16 protein-coding genes are annotated in these 18345 nt (G+C 46.1%); 15 read left to right on the top strand and 1 reads right to left on the bottom strand.

The annotated features are described in order from the left end of the window. Positions 1-20: 20 nt before the first annotated feature. The gene (locus tag E0496_RS06350; RefSeq protein ID WP_141500792.1) at positions 21-1589 is read right to left on the bottom strand and encodes a YifB family Mg chelatase-like AAA ATPase; all 1569 of its coding nucleotides are present in this window, start codon (positions 1587-1589) and stop codon (positions 21-23) included. A gap of 348 nt (positions 1590-1937) precedes the next feature. On the opposite strand from E0496_RS06350, the gene sucC reads away from it, so the two are divergent. The 15 genes from sucC to fliI all read left to right on the top strand — a co-directional run bounded on the left by sucC (position 1938) and on the right by fliI (position 18338). Next, positions 1938-3098, top strand: a complete 1161-nt coding sequence (sucC, locus tag E0496_RS06345) for an ADP-forming succinate--CoA ligase subunit beta (RefSeq protein WP_141500791.1) — start codon at positions 1938-1940, stop codon at positions 3096-3098. A gap of 60 nt (positions 3099-3158) precedes the next feature. Next, complete coding sequence (gene sucD, locus E0496_RS06340; protein ID WP_141500790.1) at positions 3159-4091, top strand: succinate--CoA ligase subunit alpha; 933 nt, start codon at positions 3159-3161, stop codon at positions 4089-4091. A 177-nt stretch (positions 4092-4268) separates the two neighbouring features. Then, positions 4269-5402 carry a DNA-processing protein DprA gene (gene dprA, locus E0496_RS06335; RefSeq protein WP_141500789.1) on the top strand — a complete coding sequence of 378 codons (1134 nt, stop codon included), beginning with the start codon at positions 4269-4271 and terminating at the stop codon, positions 5400-5402. A gap of 28 nt (positions 5403-5430) precedes the next feature. Further along, complete coding sequence (gene topA, locus E0496_RS06330) at positions 5431-7536, top strand: type I DNA topoisomerase (RefSeq protein ID WP_141500788.1); 2106 nt, start codon at positions 5431-5433, stop codon at positions 7534-7536. A gap of 389 nt (positions 7537-7925) precedes the next feature. Further along, positions 7926-9245, top strand: coding sequence for an FADH(2)-oxidizing methylenetetrahydrofolate--tRNA-(uracil(54)-C(5))-methyltransferase TrmFO (gene trmFO, locus E0496_RS06325; RefSeq protein WP_141500787.1), 1320 nt, complete (start codon positions 7926-7928; stop codon positions 9243-9245). 59 nt (positions 9246-9304) lie between these two features. Further along, a complete protein-coding gene (hslV, locus tag E0496_RS06320) occupies positions 9305-9850 on the top strand; it encodes an ATP-dependent protease subunit HslV (RefSeq protein ID WP_141500786.1) in 546 nt (181 codons plus the stop codon). Positions 9851-9920: 70 nt separating this feature from the next. Then, complete coding sequence (gene hslU, locus E0496_RS06315) at positions 9921-11321, top strand: ATP-dependent protease ATPase subunit HslU (RefSeq protein ID WP_141500785.1); 1401 nt, start codon at positions 9921-9923, stop codon at positions 11319-11321. A gap of 27 nt (positions 11322-11348) precedes the next feature. Continuing rightward, positions 11349-12119, top strand: coding sequence for a GTP-sensing pleiotropic transcriptional regulator CodY (gene codY, locus E0496_RS06310; protein ID WP_141500784.1), 771 nt, complete (start codon positions 11349-11351; stop codon positions 12117-12119). Between the two features lie 216 nt (positions 12120-12335). Continuing rightward, positions 12336-12749, top strand: coding sequence for a flagellar basal body rod protein FlgB (gene flgB / locus E0496_RS06305; protein ID WP_141500783.1), 414 nt, complete (start codon positions 12336-12338; stop codon positions 12747-12749). Between the two features lie 2 nt (positions 12750-12751). Continuing rightward, a complete protein-coding gene (flgC, locus tag E0496_RS06300) occupies positions 12752-13204 on the top strand; it encodes a flagellar basal body rod protein FlgC (RefSeq protein WP_141500782.1) in 453 nt (150 codons plus the stop codon). Positions 13205-13243: 39 nt separating this feature from the next. Further along, positions 13244-13549, top strand: coding sequence for a flagellar hook-basal body complex protein FliE (gene fliE / locus E0496_RS06295; RefSeq protein WP_141500824.1), 306 nt, complete (start codon positions 13244-13246; stop codon positions 13547-13549). 42 nt (positions 13550-13591) lie between these two features. Next, positions 13592-15169 (top strand): flagellar basal-body MS-ring/collar protein FliF, encoded by a 1578-nt coding sequence (gene fliF / locus E0496_RS06290; RefSeq protein WP_141500781.1) that lies wholly within the window; start codon positions 13592-13594, stop codon positions 15167-15169. A gap of 23 nt (positions 15170-15192) precedes the next feature. After that, complete coding sequence (gene fliG, locus E0496_RS06285; RefSeq protein ID WP_421923342.1) at positions 15193-16194, top strand: flagellar motor switch protein FliG; 1002 nt, start codon at positions 15193-15195, stop codon at positions 16192-16194. After that, positions 16187-17026, top strand: a complete 840-nt coding sequence (locus E0496_RS06280) for a FliH/SctL family protein (RefSeq protein ID WP_141500779.1) — start codon at positions 16187-16189, stop codon at positions 17024-17026. Before fliG ends, E0496_RS06280 begins: the two co-directional genes overlap by 8 nt. Beyond that, on the top strand, positions 17013-18338 hold the full coding sequence (fliI, locus tag E0496_RS06275) for a flagellar protein export ATPase FliI (protein WP_141500778.1): 1326 nt from the start codon (positions 17013-17015) through the stop codon (positions 18336-18338). The genes E0496_RS06280 and fliI overlap by 14 nt, the downstream gene beginning before the upstream one ends. Positions 18339-18345 lie beyond the last annotated feature (7 nt).

Raw genomic sequence — 18345 nt, 5'->3', positions numbered from 1 at the left:
CCTGCAAAGAAAGCCTTTAGTCATATCATTTGGGCATTGATACCGCGATATTGAATCGCTTCAGCGATATGGGCGGCTTCCACATACTCACTTGCCTCCAGATCGGCAATCGTTCGCGCAAGCTTAAGCATTCGGTCATAAGCACGCATACTGATTCCAAGAGCTTCAAAAGCATTATTGAGCAGTTCTGCTCCAGCAGGCGTCAAATTTACAGAGTGGCGCAGAGCAGCACCTGTTAGAGACCTGAGCATAGAGAGACCGTGCTTCGCATGACGCGCCTGCTGAAAAACTCTAGCTTCGAGTACCAGCTTTCTCATTTGGGCTGAATTAAGTGAGATGCCGTTTGTTGGTTGCTCCAATGAAATTGGACGAGGCACCTCCAGCTGAAGATCGATGCGGTCCAGCAGCGGCCCGGATATTTTTGAGCGATATCGGCTAATGCTCGCCGCACTGCAAGTACAGCGCTTGTCACCATATTCATGGCCGTAATAGCCGCAGGGGCAGGGATTGAAAGAAGCTGCCAGCATGATGTTAGCTGGAAACTGGAAAACTGCCTTCGAGCGGGAAATTGTAACGATCCGATCTTCGAGCGGCTGGCGGAGGACCTCAAGCACTTGTCGTGGGAATTCGGGAAGTTCATCAAGGAAAAGCAGTCCGCGATGGGAAAGCGTGACTTCTCCTGGCTTAGGAATAGAGCCTCCTCCAATCAATCCACCGGTTGAGATGGTATGATGAGGAGCCCGGAAGGGTGGCCTAGTCATGAGACCTTGTGAGTGGCTTAGAAGCTTTCCAGCAATGCTGTAAATTTTGGTTACTTCAAGTGCCTCTTGTTCGTTTAATGGGGGCAATATCCCGGGAAGCCGGCGAATCATCATCGTCTTGCCTGTGCCCGGGGGACCACTTAACAAAATATTATGATTACCGGCAGCGGCGATTAGCATGGCCCGTTTGGCTTGGTGCTGACCGATGACGTCTCCGTAGTCGCCGATTTCGTCATCATTGTCGACGGATAAGCTGCTTTTTAAATGCGTGGAACTAGAAACAGTTCTTCGGTCAACCCGGATATGATCCCAGCCTGTTTGCTTTCTCTTGTGCAAGTCCAGTTCGTTAAGATGATTTAACGTAAATAGCTCCATTTCGGATATCCATACGGCTTCCTTTACGTTATCAGCAGGTAGCAAAACACGTGTAAATCCTTGTTTTTTGGCTTGCTCAAGCATCGCGAGAACGCCGGGAACAGGGCGCACATTTCCATTTAATGATAGTTCCCCGAGAAGAAGCGTGTTCTCAAAATGGAGCGGATGAATTTGGTCGCTAGCTGTCAGTATGCCAGCAGCGATGGCAAGGTCAAAGGATGTGCCCTCCTTTCGTAGATCAGCGGGCGCGAGATTTACGGTAATTCGGTCCATTGGGAACGTAAAACCGCTGTTTTTCAGGGCAGCACGAACCCGCTCCACCGATTCTCGAACAGCAGGATCTGGCAGTCCAACAATGCTCACTTGGGGAAGGCCGCTCGAAATATCAACCTCTACGGAAATTCCTTTGCCGTCTACGCCATAGACACTTGCGCTGTGAATCAAACTAAACATGACAAAAAGCACCCCCATGGTTTGTGAATGAAGGTGCTTCCTTACAATTCCGCTCGTTTGTATCATTTTGCCAATATCATAAGTGAGACTTCTTCACTTTGTCAACGTGAAAATATACAGGGTATAGAAAAGGACTTTGGGCATACTAGATGGCGTGGTTCTGAACAGGATAAATAGAAGGTGTTTTCCTGCTTTTTTGCTTTGATCTCAATTCGAGATGAAACCCATATCAAAAAAGCCGTATTAATTATGTATGAAAATAAGGTAACGGATGTCGAAAGGTGCTACAATAATAGAGGTTTGTGTACATATGACTGATTTCAGTCTGTGAAATGGAGGATTTCAACAATGAATATCCATGAGTATCAAGGGAAAGCGGTCCTGAAACAGTATGGTGTCGTCGTACCAGAAGGTAAAGTAGCCTTCTCCGTAGACGAAGCTGTTGAAGCGGCTAAAGCGCTCGGAACACCGGTAGTTGTCGTGAAGGCGCAAATTCACGCAGGTGGCCGTGGTAAAGCGGGCGGCGTTAAAGTAGCAAAAAGCATCGACGAAGTGCGTGCATACGCTAGCGAGATTTTAGGCAAAGTGCTTGTTACCCATCAAACGGGTCCAGAAGGCAAGGAAGTAAAACGCCTTCTAATCGAGCAAGGTTGCGACATCAAGAAAGAATATTATATCGGCGTTGTATTAGACCGCGGTACGGGTCGCGTCGTTATAATGGCTTCGGAAGAGGGTGGCACAGAGATCGAAGAAGTAGCCGAGCACTCCCCGGAGAAAATTTTCAAAGAAATCGTTGATCCAGCTGTTGGCTTGCAAGCTTTCCAAGCTCGCAAACTCGCTTATGCGATCAATATTCCTAACGAGCTTGTTAACAAGACTGTTAAGTTTATGATTTCGCTTTACACGGCTTTCGTTGAGAAAGACGCTTCTATTGCAGAAATCAATCCGCTTGTCGTCACTGGCGACGGACAAGTTATCGCACTTGATGCGAAGCTTAACTTTGATTCCAATGCTCTATACCGTCACAAAGATATCGTTGAGCTGCGCGACCTGGAAGAGGAAGACGCGAAAGAAATTGAAGCGTCCAAATTCGACCTTAGCTACATCGCCCTTGACGGCAACATCGGTTGCCTCGTTAACGGTGCTGGCCTCGCTATGGCAACAATGGATATTATCAAATATTACGGCGGCGACCCTGCCAACTTCCTAGACGTAGGGGGCGGTGCTACAGCTGAGAAGGTAACAGAAGCGTTCAAAATCATTTTGTCTGATGAAAAAGTTAAAGGTATTTTCGTTAACATTTTCGGCGGCATTATGCGTTGTGACGTAATTGCAAATGGCGTTGTCGAAGCAGCGAAGCAAGTCGGTCTTGACCGTCCGCTTGTTGTTCGTCTAGAAGGTACTAACGTAGACCTCGGCAAAACTATTTTGAAAGAATCGGGATTGAACATCGTGGCTGCGGATTCCATGGCGGACGGCGCGCAGAAGATTGTCGCTCTCGTGAAATAAGATAACTTGCTGTGTGGCTGCATGCCGCATACGAATTCATTCAGGGGATGTGAGTTAAGAGTGAGCATTTTGGTCAATAAAGATACAAAAGTTATTACCCAAGGCATTACAGGCGCTACTGGCTTGTTCCATACGAAAGGCGGACTGGAATACGGTACGCAAATGGTAGGCGGCGTAACACCTGGCAAGGGCGGCACTAACGTTGACATTACACTTGATAACGGCACGCTCGTATCATTGCCTGTATTCAATACAGTAGCACAAGCGAAAGCGGCTACTGGCGCTAATGCTTCGGTTATCTATGTTCCACCTGCATTTGCTGCAGATGCGATCATGGAAGCCGTTGACGCTGAGCTTGATCTGGTTATCTGTATCACAGAAGGTATTCCAGTGCTCGATATGGTTAAAGTTAAACGTTACATGGACGGCAGCAAAACCATTCTAATCGGACCCAACTGCCCAGGCGTTATCACGCCGGATGAGTGCAAAATCGGTATCATGCCGGGTTACATTCATACCGCTGGCCATGTAGGCGTTATCTCCCGCTCCGGAACTCTGACATATGAAGCGGTTCATCAATTGACGACTCGCGGCATCGGTCAATCTTCTGCAGTAGGCATCGGCGGCGACCCGGTTAAAGGTTCCGAGTTCATTGATATCCTGAATCTTTTCAACGAAGATCCGGATACCTATGCGGTAATCATGATCGGTGAAATCGGCGGTACGGCTGAGGAAGAAGCGGCTGAGTGGATTAAAGCGAACATGAAAAAGCCAGTTGTTGGCTTCATTGGCGGCGCAACAGCGCCTCCAGGCAAACGGATGGGACATGCAGGCGCAATCATTTCTGGGGGTAAAGGAACAGCTGCCGAGAAAATTGCAACGCTTGAAGCTTGCGGCATTAAAGTTGCTCCAACGCCATCGGAAATGGGTTCAACGCTTGTTAGTGTTCTAGAAGAGCAAGGCCTGCTTGAAAAATGCATTACGCGCAAATAATCAAATAGATACATGTAAGGTAAGCAACCTTTCAACGACCCGATCACGGGAGTTGGAAGGTTGCTTTTTTATTTGCCTACTGCCATTATTTTATCGGTTGACTTGCAATCTTATGCTGTGTAACGCACAATAGATAAGAATGCAGGCCAACCCGATCATAGAAAGGGTTGGACGAGGATGGAACAAAACAAGGTTATTTACAAGCAGATGATCATTGCTTTACATGAAATTCCCGGCATAGGATGGCATGCCATCCAGAAGGCTGTCAAACATCAAATTTGGAATAAACCATTATGGAGTATCGAAGATTTACTTGCGATAGGCTTGCACCGAGGCCAAGCGAAAGCGGCAGCAGAGCGTTACGCGGAGCAATCCTGGATGTTGATAAAAGACCCGTCTGAAGCTGTTGCTAGAGCGAATGCGGTTGCGTTAACACCATTTGATTCCGAATATCCCAACATTTTAAGGGAAATCGCACAGCCTCCCTGGGTGTTGTATGCCAAGGGACGCCTTGAGCTGCTGAAGCGGCCCGCCATCGCTGTAGTTGGTACAAGAGTGCCGACGGCATATGGTAGGCATTCAGCAACGACATTGGCACAGGAATTGTCTGCGGCAGGCCTGACAGTGGTCAGCGGATTAGCACGCGGCGTGGACAGTAAAGCCCATGAAGCGGCATTGAGTGGTGCGGGTTCAACGATAGCGGTTCTTCCCACACCTATTGATAAGTGTTATCCACCTGAGAATCTATCTTTATTTCAAAGTATTGCGGAGCAAGGCCTGCTGGTTTCTGAGACGCCGATTGGCACTCAGCTTCATCCAGGACAGTTTCCCCAGCGCAATCGAATTATCGCAGCTTTGTCGGTTGGGACTGTTGTTGTGGAAGGAGCGACGAAGAGCGGCTCTCTTATCACAGCGCAGCATGCGTCGGATATGTCACGTGAGCTGTTCGCAATACCGGGGCCTATCACATCGCCGAAGAGCGAGGGGCCAAACGAGCTGATTAAGCGCGGCGAAGCGAAGCTGATCTATGGCGTGAAGGATATCATAGACGAGCTTCATTGGCTGCCAGCGGCATTAAAAGCTTACAAAGAAGCAGGAATGACAGGCGGTGCAAAGCAGGAACATGGAGAGGAGCAGCTGCTGCCAGAAGAGCGGAAACTGATCGCTTTTTTGCGGGATCAACCCTTATCTATTAATGAACTGCATGAGCTCTCAGCCATCCCGTTTGGACATTTGAACGCACTTCTGCTAAATTTATGTATAAAACGCAAAATAGAATTGCAGCACGGCTCAATATATATTGCTTTATAGCTTGCAATGGAGAGAGGAGGCGCCTTACATGGCAGATTCTTTAGTTATCGTCGAATCACCCGCAAAAGCCAAGACGATTGGAAAATATCTAGGCAGCAAATATATCGTTAAAGCTTCCATGGGACATATTCGCGATTTGCCCAAAAGCCAGATCGGCGTCGAGGTTGAAAATGATTTTAATCCAAAGTATATAACGATACGCGGTAAAGGCAGCGTCCTCAAGGAATTAAAGGATGCCAGCAAAAAAGTGAAACATGTCTTTCTGGCGGCCGATCCGGATCGCGAAGGAGAAGCAATTGCTTGGCATTTGGCCCATTACCTGGAGCTGGATGAGACAGACACTTGCCGCGTTGTATTTAATGAAATAACGAAGCAAGCTGTTAAAGATGCTTTTAAGACACCACGCAAAATTAATATGGATTTAGTGAATGCGCAGCAGGCAAGACGCATATTGGATCGGTTGGTTGGATACAAGATCAGTCCGCTTTTATGGAAGAAAGTCAAAAAGGGATTGTCCGCAGGCAGGGTGCAATCGGTTGCAGTCAAGCTGATCATTGATCGCGAAAATGAAATCGATGCTTTCGTTCCGGAAGAATATTGGTCCATAACAGCGAAGCTGAGCCATTCGGGCATTCCGTTTGATGCCAAATATTATTCTGTTAATGGTGATAAGCGAGAGCTTGGCAAGGAAGCGGACGTAGAGGAAGTTCTCGCTGCAATGAAGGGCAGTCAGTTCACAGTCTCTGAGGTGAGGGAGAAGGAGCGTCTGCGCAATCCTGCGCCGCCGTTCATCACAAGCTCCCTTCAACAAGAGGCGGCTAGGAAGCTTGGTTTCCGTGCTTCTAAGACGATGTCCGTGGCACAGCAACTTTATGAAGGCGTTGAGCTTGGCAAAGAAGGCACGGTTGGTTTAATTACCTATATGAGAACTGACTCTACTCGGATTTCACCGATTGCCCAGGAAGAAGCAAAAGAATACATTACCGAAAAATATGGTGCATCTTTTGTTCCAGAGCAGCCTCGCGTGTATACGAAGAAAAACAGTAATGCACAGGATGCGCATGAGGCGATCCGCCCAACTTCGATATTGCGGGATCCTGAATCGATGAAACCGTTTGTAAGCCGTGATCAGCTAAGGTTATACAAGCTGATATGGGAACGTTTTGTATCGAGCCAAATGCAGTCTGCCGTGCTTGATACCATGACAGTGGATTTGCAAGCCGGAGATACCGTCTTTAGGGCAACGGGCTCCAAAGTTAAATTTGCCGGTTTTATGAAGGTATACGTAGAAGGCAATGATGATGGAACCGTAGAAGAGCATAAGTTCTTGCCGCCACTTGCTTCTGGAGATGTGATTGAATCGGAAACGGTTGATCCGAAGCAGCATTTCACACAGCCCCCACCAAGGTTCACGGAAGCAAGGCTCGTCAAGACGCTTGAAGAGCTTGGGATAGGACGTCCAAGCACGTATGCGCCAACACTGGAGACCATCCAGAAACGCGGCTATATCGCCATGGAAGAGAAAAAATTCATGCCGACGGAGCTTGGCGACTTAGTTATTCAACTCATGGAGGAATTTTTCCCTGAAATTCTTGATGCGGAATTTACCGCTAATATGGAAGGCAATCTCGACCATGTAGAAGAAGGCACAGAAGATTGGGTTAAGGTTCTTGCGAATTTTTATGAATCCTTCGAGAAGCGGCTAGAGGTTGCTGAAGATGAAATGAAGGAAATCGAAATCCAAGATGAGGTATCTGACGAGATATGCGAGAAATGCGGTCGTCATCTGGTGTATAAGATGGGCCGCTTCGGTAAATTCCTTGCATGCTCAGGCTTTCCAGAATGCCGTAATACGAAGCCAATCGTCAAGGATATAGGTGTAACCTGTCCAAAATGTGCAGAGGGCAAAATCATCGAGCGGCGTAGTAAGAAGGGACGCATCTTCTACGGCTGTGATCAATATCCGGGCTGTGATTATGTCTCATGGGACAAACCGACTAACAAGCCGTGTCCGAATTGCGATTCCAAGCTCGTCGAAAAACGCAACCGCAGCGGTGCCAAACTGATTTGCCAAACCTGTGACTACTCCGAAGAGGTTCTGGATGAAGACGAACAAGGCACCGATACGGATTAAGATGCTATTCTGCTCCAATAGATTATCACCGCTGTTGCGAGCAGACTAATGAATGAATCAAATGACAACATTATCACCCGTCCTCCCTCTACCCAGGGAGGACACCGTTGTTAAACGGGCTATTAACCCTTTAAACTGTCATTCAATTAGGATGAATTATATTTGGCTGATTAAGTGCATATGACGTTTCATACGATATCCGTTCACAGGCAGTTTTGATTTTTATAGAATTCAAAAATAAAATATAAAATTATAGTAAAACCTCTTTAGAAATTAGATAATTCAAAAAACATTGATAATTCAACTGGTTTAGAAAATAGCTTTGAAGGCTAAGATGAAGCCCTCGAGGATGAACTGGCTGTACTATATCTGAAAGGATTGAACTTATTTTGTCACAACCACAAAAAGTAACCGTCATCGGAGCAGGACTCGCAGGAAGCGAGGCTGCCTGGCAAATTGCCTCACAAGGAGTACCTGTAGTTTTATACGAAATGCGTCCAGTAACGAAAACGCCGGCTCATCATACCAATCAATTCGCAGAGCTAGTCTGCAGCAACAGCTTGAGAGCAAATGGCCTTGCCAATGCGGTAGGCGTACTGAAAGAAGAAATGCGCCAGCTTGACTCTCTTATTCTAAGTTGTGCTGATCAGCATGCCGTACCAGCTGGAGGAGCCCTTGCCGTTGACCGTGACGGTTTCTCGGGAGAAGTCACACGAAGACTGCATGAGCATCCGTTAGTTGAGGTTCGAACTGAGGAAGTAACCGAAATCCCTGCTGACGGCATCGTAGTCATTGCAACAGGCCCTTTGACGGCCCCTGGCCTGTCTTCTCAAATTCAAGAGCTGCTGGGTGAGGAATATTTTTATTTTTATGATGCAGCTGCGCCTATCGTTGAGAAGGATTCAATCGATATGAGCAAGGTTTATCTAGCTTCCCGTTATGATAAAGGAGAAGCTGCGTACCTTAACTGTCCGATGACAGAAGAAGAATTTGAAATTTTTCATGAGGCGCTGACGACAGCCGAGAAAGCAGAAGTAAAGGATTTTGAGAAGGAAGTATATTTTGAAGGCTGCATGCCAATCGAAATTATGGCAAGCCGAGGCAAGCAAACGGTGCTGTTTGGCCCGATGAAGCCAGTAGGGCTTATCAACCCACATACAGGCAAGCTGCCGCATGCGGTTATTCAGCTTCGACAAGATAACGCCGCAGGCACATTGTATAATCTAGTCGGTTTCCAGACTCATCTGAAATGGGGAGAACAGAAGCGGGTATTTTCATTGATCCCTGGTTTGGAAAATGCAGAATTTGTAAGATTCGGCGTGATGCACCGCAATACATTTATTAATTCTCCGCGTCTGCTTAAGCCGACGTATCAACTTAAAAACCGCGACACCTTGTTTTTTGCAGGCCAAATGACAGGTGTAGAAGGCTATGTGGAATCGGCTGCTTCCGGGTTGATTGCTGGAATGAACGCGGCGCGGCTTGCCCTTGGTTTGGAGCCGGTGGTTCTGCCTGAACATACGACGCTTGGAAGCATGGCTAATTATATTACGACCGCTGATTTTAAGCATTTTCAACCGATGAATGCCAATTTCGGTCTGTTCCCGCCCCTTGAGAAACGGATGAAAAGTAAAAAAGAAAAAAATGAAATGATTGCAAACCGTGCACTGGAAGGTATTGAGCAATTTAAACGGGAACATTTGCAGTAGGCTTTCGTAAAGATAGGATGGCAATTGATTTTAATCTGGAACCTTTAGGAGGCAAAGCAATGGAAATGCAATTTCATGCAACGACGATTTGCGCTGTTCGGCACGAAGGGAAAGGTGCAATTGCTGGTGACGGCCAGGTCACTTTTGGAAATAGTATGGTCATGAAAAATACGGCAAAAAAAGTAAGAAGGCTTTACCGAGGGCAAGTTATCGCTGGTTTTGCAGGCTCGGTAGCGGATGCAATCACGTTGTTTGAGAAATTTGAAGCGAAGCTTGAGGAGCATCATGGCAACTTGCAGCGCTCTGCCGTGGAACTGGCCAAGGAATGGCGTTCGGACCGTGTATTGCGTAGGCTCGAGGCTATGATGCTTGTGATGGACAAAACAGGTTTGCTGCTCATTTCGGGAAATGGTGAAATTATTGAGCCGGATGACGGCATTTTGGCGATCGGATCGGGTGGGAGCTTCGCGCTTTCTGCAGCAAGAGCGCTGCAGCGCCATGCTCCTCAGCTGGAAGCCAAAGATATAGCACGCTCGTCCCTTGAAATAGCGGCTGAAATTTGCGTGTTTACCAATCACAACATTATCGTCGAAGAGATCGAATAGCATTTACTATAACGATAAGACCAAGCTTCGGTAAGTCATATTAAAGAATAGATATCGGAGGGATTTTATAATGGGAAATGATGCAATGACTCCGCGTCAGATCGTGGCTGAGTTAGATAAATATATCGTTGGACAAAAGCCTGCAAAACGTTCGGTAGCTATAGCGCTTCGCAATCGTTATCGCAGAAGTTTGTTAGATGAAACGCTGCGCGATGAAATCGTTCCGAAAAATATTTTAATGATTGGACCTACCGGTGTCGGAAAAACGGAAATTGCTCGCCGTCTGGCGAAGCTTGTGAAAGCGCCATTCGTGAAGCTTGAGGCGACTAAATTTACTGAAGTCGGTTATGTCGGCCGAGATGTTGAATCGATGGTCCGTGATCTTGTTGAAACCGCGATTCGAATGGTGAAAACGGAAAAAACGGAAAAGGTTAAAGACAAAGCGGAATTGCTCGCTAATGAACGAATCGTCTCGCTGCTTGCACCCTCCGCTGCCAAAACGAAATCTTCAAAAAATCCTTTTGAAATGCTCTTTGGCAATCAACAGCAATCCGAGGAAACGAAAGATGAGCCAGAGGTGGAAAATGCGCTTGCTCATAAGCGCTCCCAGATTAAAGAACAGTTGGCCGCTGGCAAGCTTGAAAATGAAGTGATCGAAATCGAGGTTGAGGATACCTCTCCAAATATGATGGATATGCTCTCCGGTCAAGGACCTGAAGGCATGGGTATGAATATGCAGGAATTGTTTGGTCAATTGATGCCCAAAAAACCAAAGAAGCGCAAGCTTCCTGTTAAAGAAGCACGCAAAGTACTAACACTCGAAGAAGCAAATAAATTAATCGATATGGACGATGTGATTTCGGAATCGGTCGCGCGCGCGGAGCAGTCCGGCATTATTTTCATCGATGAGATTGATAAAATCGCAAGTCCTTCACGCGGCTCAGGTCCTGATGTATCCAGAGAAGGAGTTCAGCGTGATATTTTGCCTATCGTTGAGGGTTCAACGGTGATGACTAAGTATGGTCCGGTTAAAACGGATTATGTTTTGTTTATAGCTGCAGGTGCTTTCCATGTCGCGAAGCCGTCTGATTTGATTCCAGAGCTGCAAGGGAGATTCCCGATCCGTGTCGAATTGACGAGCCTCAGCTTAGAGGACTTCGTCAGCATTTTGAAGGAGCCAAAAAATGCGCTGACCAAGCAATACGCAGCTCTTCTCGAAACTGAAGGCATTCAGATTGAATTTTCAGATGATGCGATTCATGAACTCGCTTCTATAGCGGCCGATGTCAACCGCAATACTGAAAATATCGGTGCTAGAAGGCTTCATACGATACTTGAGAAGCTGCTGGAGGATTTATCGTTTGAAGCGCCAGAGCTATCTCTCGATAAGATGACGATTACTCCGGAATACGTAAGGGAAAAGCTGGGAAGCATTGCGCAAAATCGCGACTTGAGTCAATATATACTGTAGTTGGTATGAGTTTTGGGAGGCATTGAAATGAGTTTATTAACAAAAACAAGAACGCTGAATCGGCTGCTGCAGCGGGCTGCTGGCAAGGCGCTCAGCTTCAGGGAAATGGCGGAGGTACTTTGTACAACGATCCAAACGAATGTGTTCGTTGTTAGTCGCAAAGGCAAAATTCTTGGTTGTTCGGCGGTAGATCCTTACGATCATGATTTCATGAGAAGTTTATCCGCTGATGAGCTTCGTTTTCCGCAAACGAGCAACATCCGGTTTCTTGATATGCAAGAGTCAATGACGAATGTAAAACCTGACCAGGGCATTTATGAGACTTTTCCGAGATTAGGGGATCAGGAAATCATGACGGTTGTGCCGATTATTGGCGGGGGAGATCGTTTGGGCACTTTAGTATTAACCCGCTTATCCGGAGCATTTGACGATGATGATCTTATTTTAGCGGAATACGGTTCAACGATCGTAGGGATGGAGATTTTACGCGAACGGACTGAGGAGATCGAGCAGGAGGTCCGCAGCAGGGCGGTAGTAGCCGTAGCTGTCGGCTCATTGTCATTTAGCGAACTTGAAGCCGTTGAGCACATTTTTGAAGAGCTGAATGGAAAAGAGGGTTTACTGGTTGCCTCTAAAATTGCAGATCGTGTAGGCATCACTCGCTCCGTAATTGTTAACGCATTGCGTAAACTTGAGAGTGCAGGTGTTATCGAAACCAGATCTTTAGGGATGAAAGGCACATACATTAAAATATTAAATCACCAACTTCTGCAAGAATTGGATAAGATTAAGTCGTGATTATAGGACGTTTATACCATGTTTGCCCTATCTTGATTCAAAGATAGGGCTTTTTTCTTATTGTAATAATTTAGGAATTTGTTGAATATTATCATGTCGGCAAAAACCGACAATTGAATCTCATTTTTTTAATTTTTACTGTCGAACAAAGAAGGAATGAGCAGTAATCTGTTGAATACGTTAAGAAGATCTTCTAAGTGAAAGTGGTGAAACTACGTGAATTTGTTGAATGGCGCTTCATTTCAGAGGATGGAAGGCGCACTTCAGGCAGCCGAAATGCGGCAACGCGTCATTTCTAACAATGTGGCTAACGGTGACACGCCGCATTTCAAACGGTCTGAGGTTCTGTTTGAGGAATTATTGGAGCAAACAATGGGAAATGAGCAAGGGCAGCTGTCTTTGAAACGAACGAATCAGAAGCACATTCCGATCGGTTCGGCATCAGCTACTATCCCTTTACCCAAACTTATTACCGATGAAACAACCGCGATGAACAATAATGAAAATAATGTTGATATCGATCGCGAAATGTCATTGCTCGCAAAAAATCAATTAAGCTATAACCTTTATGTACAGCAAATCAACCATGACGTAAAAATGATGCGCACGGCGATCGAAGGGAGAGCATAACGTTGAAGTTGTCAACAGGATTTGATATCAGTGCATCTGCCTTATCCGCACAGCGTTTGCGAATGGATGTTATTTCATCGAATATAGCCAATGCAGAAACAACGCGTGGAAGCTATGTAAATGGACAGTTTCAGCCATATAAACGAAAAGTCGTTGTCATGGAGCCGCTGCAGCAGTCGTCGTTTGCCAACGTACTCTCTCAGCAAATGAATGGCAACTCAGCTGCACAGGGAGTAAAGGTGACAAGCATTAAAGAAGACCAGTCGCCAAACAAGCTTATCTATAATCCAACGCACCCAGATGCAGACGTAAACGGCTATGTCAATATGCCAAATGTAGATGTTACGAAGGAAATGGTGGATATGATTGGGGCTACTCGCTCATACGAAGCTAACGTAACGGCACTGAATGCTACAAAATCTATGTTTGTTAAGGCGCTTGAAATTGGTAAATAAGGGTACATATAAGATTCGTAAAATAAGGGAGGAATAATGATGATACAATCGATCTCGCTCGGTCCCGTCCAACCGATCAAAATGACCGAAGCCAAATCGATACAAGACGCGACTCCGGCACAAGCAACACAATCATTTGGGCAATTCCTGCAAACAGCTATCGACAATGTTGGTGAGCAAGAAAAGGGCGTCCATAAGCTCAACGATAAGTATCTGTTAGGTCAGGTAGATGTGACGAAGGTCCTTATTGCTTCAGAACAATCGCAGTTAAGTTTACAGTTAACCTCACAAGTCCGCAACAAAGTAGTCGAGGCCTATCAAGAAATCATGCGGATGCAAATTTAATCGAACTTATGACCTAGCATAGTATTTGGGTGAGGTGACAATGTGAACGAAAGAATCGCCCAGTATCGCGGAAGGCTTACTCAATTTTGGGGCCAAATGGGCAGAAAACAAAAAATATGGTTAGGGGCTTCCATTGCTGGACTGTTGTTGACAATTATATTGTTGACAATCGTGTTTACAAGAACGGAATATGAGATTGCTTTTCAAAACTTGGATACGACTGACGCAGCGGCAATCATGACTTATCTCGACAGCAGTGGTATACCGTACGAGTTGAGCAACAATGGAAAAAGCATATCCGTGCCTAGCGCAGCGGCATCGCGCATTAAAGTAGCTGTAGGTTCTCAAGGAATGGTTCAAAATGGTTCGATGGGCTTTGAAGCCTTTAGCTCCAGCTCAAATGCTTTTGGATCAACGGAGAACGAATTTAATGTTAAATATCTGAATGCTTTGAATGGTGAAATTCAGCAGCTATTAAATGCAATGCAAGGGGTAGAAAGTTCTAAAGTGTTGGTAACTCTACCTGAAGAAAGTGTTTTTCTCTCAGCAGAAGAGGCGAAAGCAGCATCGGCATCAATTATGTTGAAGCTTATGGGTGGCTATCGACCTAGTCAAAAAGAAATAGATGGATATTATAACTTAGTGAAAACAGCTGTACCGAATCTAGCAGTCCAAGACATCACGATTTCCAGCCCTCAGGGGGAATTGACCTTCTCTGAAGCTAACAGCGGGATCGCAGGCAGCGCTGATGCGGTTGAATCACAGTTTATTATCCAAAAGAAATATGAGTCAGAGCTAAAAAAAGACATTCAGCAATTTCTGGGAACAATTGTTGGAGCCGAGAATCTAGTTATTCAAGTATCCAGCAGCATGAATTTTGATAAGAAGACTTCACAGGAATCTGTCGTGAAACCGCTGGACAACAACAATAACAACGGTATTGTAATCAGTGAACAGATTGATAACAGCACTTCAACGGGTAATTCTGGCCAAGCAGGCGGCGTAGCGGGAACTGGGGAAACGGATGTTCCAGGTTATGAAGCAGCGGCTACAGGTACAAGCAGTTCGGAAACGAACTCGACGGTTCGAAATTACGAGGTCACTCGGGTCAACAGCAATATCGTGTCAGCGCCGTATGTATTAAAAGACCTTTCTATTAGTATCGGCATAGAACAGGCAGAATTGAATGATGAGGCGAGCAGAACGGCTATTTTGTCGTCTTTGACAGCTATCGTAAGAGCACAATTGGCTGATTCAGGCCAAGATGTGAATGATGACACTCTGATGGCCAAGAAAGTGACCTTGATAGCAAGAACATTCTCAGGCAGCAATTCTGCTAATCAATCAAGTCTATTGTCTACTCCATGGCTGATCGGAATCGGTGTTGCAGCGCTTGCGATTATTGGCGGACTAATCTATGTACTTGCCCGTAGACGTAAGAAAGCGGCTGAGGAAGAAAACGAAATGGCCCAGCAGCCTTCAGCAATGGTAGAGTATCCAACGCTTGATTTGGAAAGCGTCAATAACGATAGTCAAGCCCGTAAAAATCTCGAAACACTCGCCAAACGCAAACCGGATGAGTTCGTTAATCTTCTTCGCACATGGCTTGTGGATGAATAGAGGTGATTCAATTGTCAAAAGCAATGCAAGGATTATCAGGGAGACAGAAAGCAGCGATTTTGCTTATTACGCTTGGACCTGAGGTATCTGCACAAATTTTTAAACATTTGCGTGATGAAGAAATCGAGCAACTAACGCTCGAAATTGCAAACGTGAGAAAAGTGGACAGTCACGACCGTGAAACGATTCTAAGCGAATTTCATCAGATCTGCATGGCACAGGAGTACATTACGCAAGGCGGTATTTCTTACGCTAAGGATATTTTGGAAAAAGCGCTTGGAGAGCAGAAAGCACTTGAGGTCATCAATAGATTAACTGCTACGCTACAGGTAAGGCCGTTCGACTTTGCAAGGAAAGCAGAGCCAACGCAAATCCTAAACTTTATCCAAAACGAGAATGCACAGACGATTGCATTGGTATTATCTTATTTGCAATCCGAGCAATCTTCTCATATTCTCTCGTCACTTCCACAAGAGAAGCAAGCAGAGGTTGCAAGGCGGATTGCTCTAATGGATAGTACTTCTCCAGAGGTTATTTCACAAGTGGAGCGTGTACTGGAACAGAAGTTGTCCGCAACGGTTACACAGGATTACACGAATGCTGGAGGCATTGATTCCATCGTACAGATTTTGAATGGTGTCGATCGCGGAACCGAACGTACGATTCTCGATGCACTCGAAATTCAAGATCCCGAGCTTGCAGAAGAAATCAAAAAACGGATGTTTGTATTCGAAGATATCGTCAATATCGATAATCGCTCCATACAGCGTATTATTCGAGATATCGAAAATGCAGACTTGCAGCTTGCGCTTAAAGTGGCCAGCGAAGAGGTCCGTGAGGCGATATTCCGGAACATGTCGAAACGAATGGCGGAAACCTTCAAGGAAGAAATGGAATTCATGGGTCCTGTTCGACTACGCGATGTGGAAGAGGCACAGACACGCATCGTAGCTACCATTCGGAGATTAGAAGAGTCTGGTGAAATCATCATTGCCCGTGGTGGAGGAGACGATATTATTGTCTAACTTGATCAAATCTTCGAGCGTGATCACACTTGATCAACTAAAGCAGCTGGAATGGATGTATCAGCGTAATGCTGATGCAAACGAAGAGGATGTTAAGGAAGAAGAAACAGAGATAGGGCCTGATGAAGAAACGGTGTCACTGCGTGACCAAATTTTAAATGATGCACAGCAGTATGCGGAAGAACAGCTGCTAGAAGCAGCCGAGGAACGCGAGAAGATTTTGGCCGAGACCCAGCAGCAAATCGATGTTTGGTGGATGGAAAAGCGTACCGAGGATGAAGTCGCTTTTGAAGCTTCGCGTAAAGCAGGTTTCGAGCAAGGATACTCGGAAGGATCATCCCAATCAGAAACCGAGATGCGTCGCATTTGGGATCAAAAGCTTACGGAAGCATCGGATGTTCTGAAAACAGCTTTTGACATGCGTGAGCAAATCATTCAAGAGGCGGAGCCTTTCCTCGTTGAGCTCAGCTGCGCGATTGCAGAAAAAATTATTGGGCAGCAGTTAACGTTGGCACCAGATATGGCGATTGAGCTTATTCGTAAATCGCTTTCCAGACGAAGAGAGCAAGGGGTAATCACACTTTGTGTGGCACCGGGTCAGCTTGCTTTTGTACAGGCGGCTAGGGAAGAGCTTCATTTTGCCATCGATTCGCAAGCTGAATTGCAAATTTTACCTGATTCGACCGTTAAGGACAATGGCTGTGTTATACGCTCTGCATTTGGAAGCATCGATGCTCGTATCGATACGCAGTTGTCTGAAATCAAACGGGAACTTATTCATCTTGCTCATCACAGTGGCGAAGAGCGAGGTCCTTACGATGATAGTGAATAATTTAGATGTGCTAAAGTACATTGAGCATTTGCAACCGCTGGATCCTGTAAGGGTTAACGGAAAAGTCACTCAGGTTATCGGACTAACCGTTGAATCGGAAGGGCCGGATGCAAGTATCGGCGATGTATGCTTTATCTATCCTTCCAAGGGTGCAAAGCCGATTAAAGCAGAAGTTGTTGGATTTCGTGAGAATAAAGTTATTCTGATGCCATTGGGCGATCTTCATGCGATTAGTCCGGGCTGTGATGTCGTAGGAACCGGCAAGCCATTAACGGTGCAGGTAGGTTCCGAACTGCTCGGTAAAGTGCTAGACGGATTAGGTAATCCGCTTGACGGTTCTTTCTTGCCAAGGCGCATGCCTCACTATTCCACTCACAATGAGCCTAGCAATCCGCTCATGCGGCCACGGGTAGTTGAACCGCTTGGTATTGGCGTAAGAGCGATTGACGGTTTACTTACGGTTGGCCGCGGTCAACGAGTAGGTATTTTTGCTGGCTCAGGCGTAGGTAAGAGCACATTGCTTGGCATGATTGCAAGAAACACCTCTGCTGATGTCAACGTCATTGCCCTTATTGGCGAGCGTGGACGCGAGGTGCTGGAGTTCATAGAGAAGGATTTAGGTCCAGAAGGCCTTGCGCGATCTGTCGTTATTGTGGCAACCTCGGATCAGCCGGCACTTATTCGGATGAAGGGCGCTTTGATTGCAACCTCAATCGCAGAATATTTCCGTGATCGTGGTTTGAATGTCATGCTGATGATGGATTCCGTCACAAGATATGCGATGGCACTGCGTGAAGTAGGCCTTGCCATAGGGGAGCCGCCTGCTACACGAGGGTATACGCCTTCTGTATTTGCCGCGCTGCCAAAGCTTCTTGAACGAGCGGGCACTGGTCCGTCCGGTTCAATCACAGCGTTCTATACTGTTCTCGTCGATGGCGATGATATGAACGAACCAATCGCTGATGCCGTGCGCGGAATTCTAGATGGTCATATCGTTTTGAGTCGCCAATTGGCTCACAAAGGACATTTTCCCGCGATAGACGTGTTGGCTTCCGTAAGCCGGGTGATGAAAGAAATCGTAACGGAAGAACAGCAGGATGCCGCAAACGAATTGAAAAAGCTTCTGGCTACTTATAAAGATTCGGAAGACCTAATCAATATCGGGGCGTACCAACGGGGTTCAAATGCAGAAATTGATAGGGCACTTGAATATATTGAGCCCATTCAGAGTTTCACTAAGCAGAAAACCAATGAAAAGGTAAGCCTTGAAGAAGCACAAAATCGTTTGATTACCGAATTTTACAGGAGTTGAATCGGTT

This window comes from Paenibacillus luteus (assembly GCF_006542765.1).
In the GTDB taxonomy this organism is placed as follows: domain Bacteria; phylum Bacillota; class Bacilli; order Paenibacillales; family Paenibacillaceae; genus Pristimantibacillus; species Pristimantibacillus luteus.
This window is presented reverse-complemented; position numbering and strand designations above follow the sequence as displayed.

Bases quoted from the DNA above. Each gene is read 5' to 3' on its own strand.
- E0496_RS06350 (WP_141500792.1), bottom strand. From the start codon at position 1,589: ATGTTTAGTTTGATTCACAGCGCAAGTGTCTATGGCGTAGACGGCAAA.
- sucC (WP_141500791.1), top strand. From the start codon at position 1,938: ATGAATATCCATGAGTATCAAGGGAAAGCGGTCCTGAAACAGTATGGT.
- dprA (WP_141500789.1), top strand. From the start codon at position 4,269: ATGGAACAAAACAAGGTTATTTACAAGCAGATGATCATTGCTTTACAT.
- topA (WP_141500788.1), top strand. From the start codon at position 5,431: ATGGCAGATTCTTTAGTTATCGTCGAATCACCCGCAAAAGCCAAGACG.
- hslV (WP_141500786.1), top strand. From the start codon at position 9,305: ATGGAAATGCAATTTCATGCAACGACGATTTGCGCTGTTCGGCACGAA.
- hslU (WP_141500785.1), top strand. From the start codon at position 9,921: ATGGGAAATGATGCAATGACTCCGCGTCAGATCGTGGCTGAGTTAGAT.
- codY (WP_141500784.1), top strand. From the start codon at position 11,349: ATGAGTTTATTAACAAAAACAAGAACGCTGAATCGGCTGCTGCAGCGG.
- fliE (WP_141500824.1), top strand. From the start codon at position 13,244: ATGATACAATCGATCTCGCTCGGTCCCGTCCAACCGATCAAAATGACC.
- fliG (WP_421923342.1), top strand. From the start codon at position 15,193: ATGCAAGGATTATCAGGGAGACAGAAAGCAGCGATTTTGCTTATTACG.
- fliI (WP_141500778.1), top strand. From the start codon at position 17,013: ATGATAGTGAATAATTTAGATGTGCTAAAGTACATTGAGCATTTGCAA.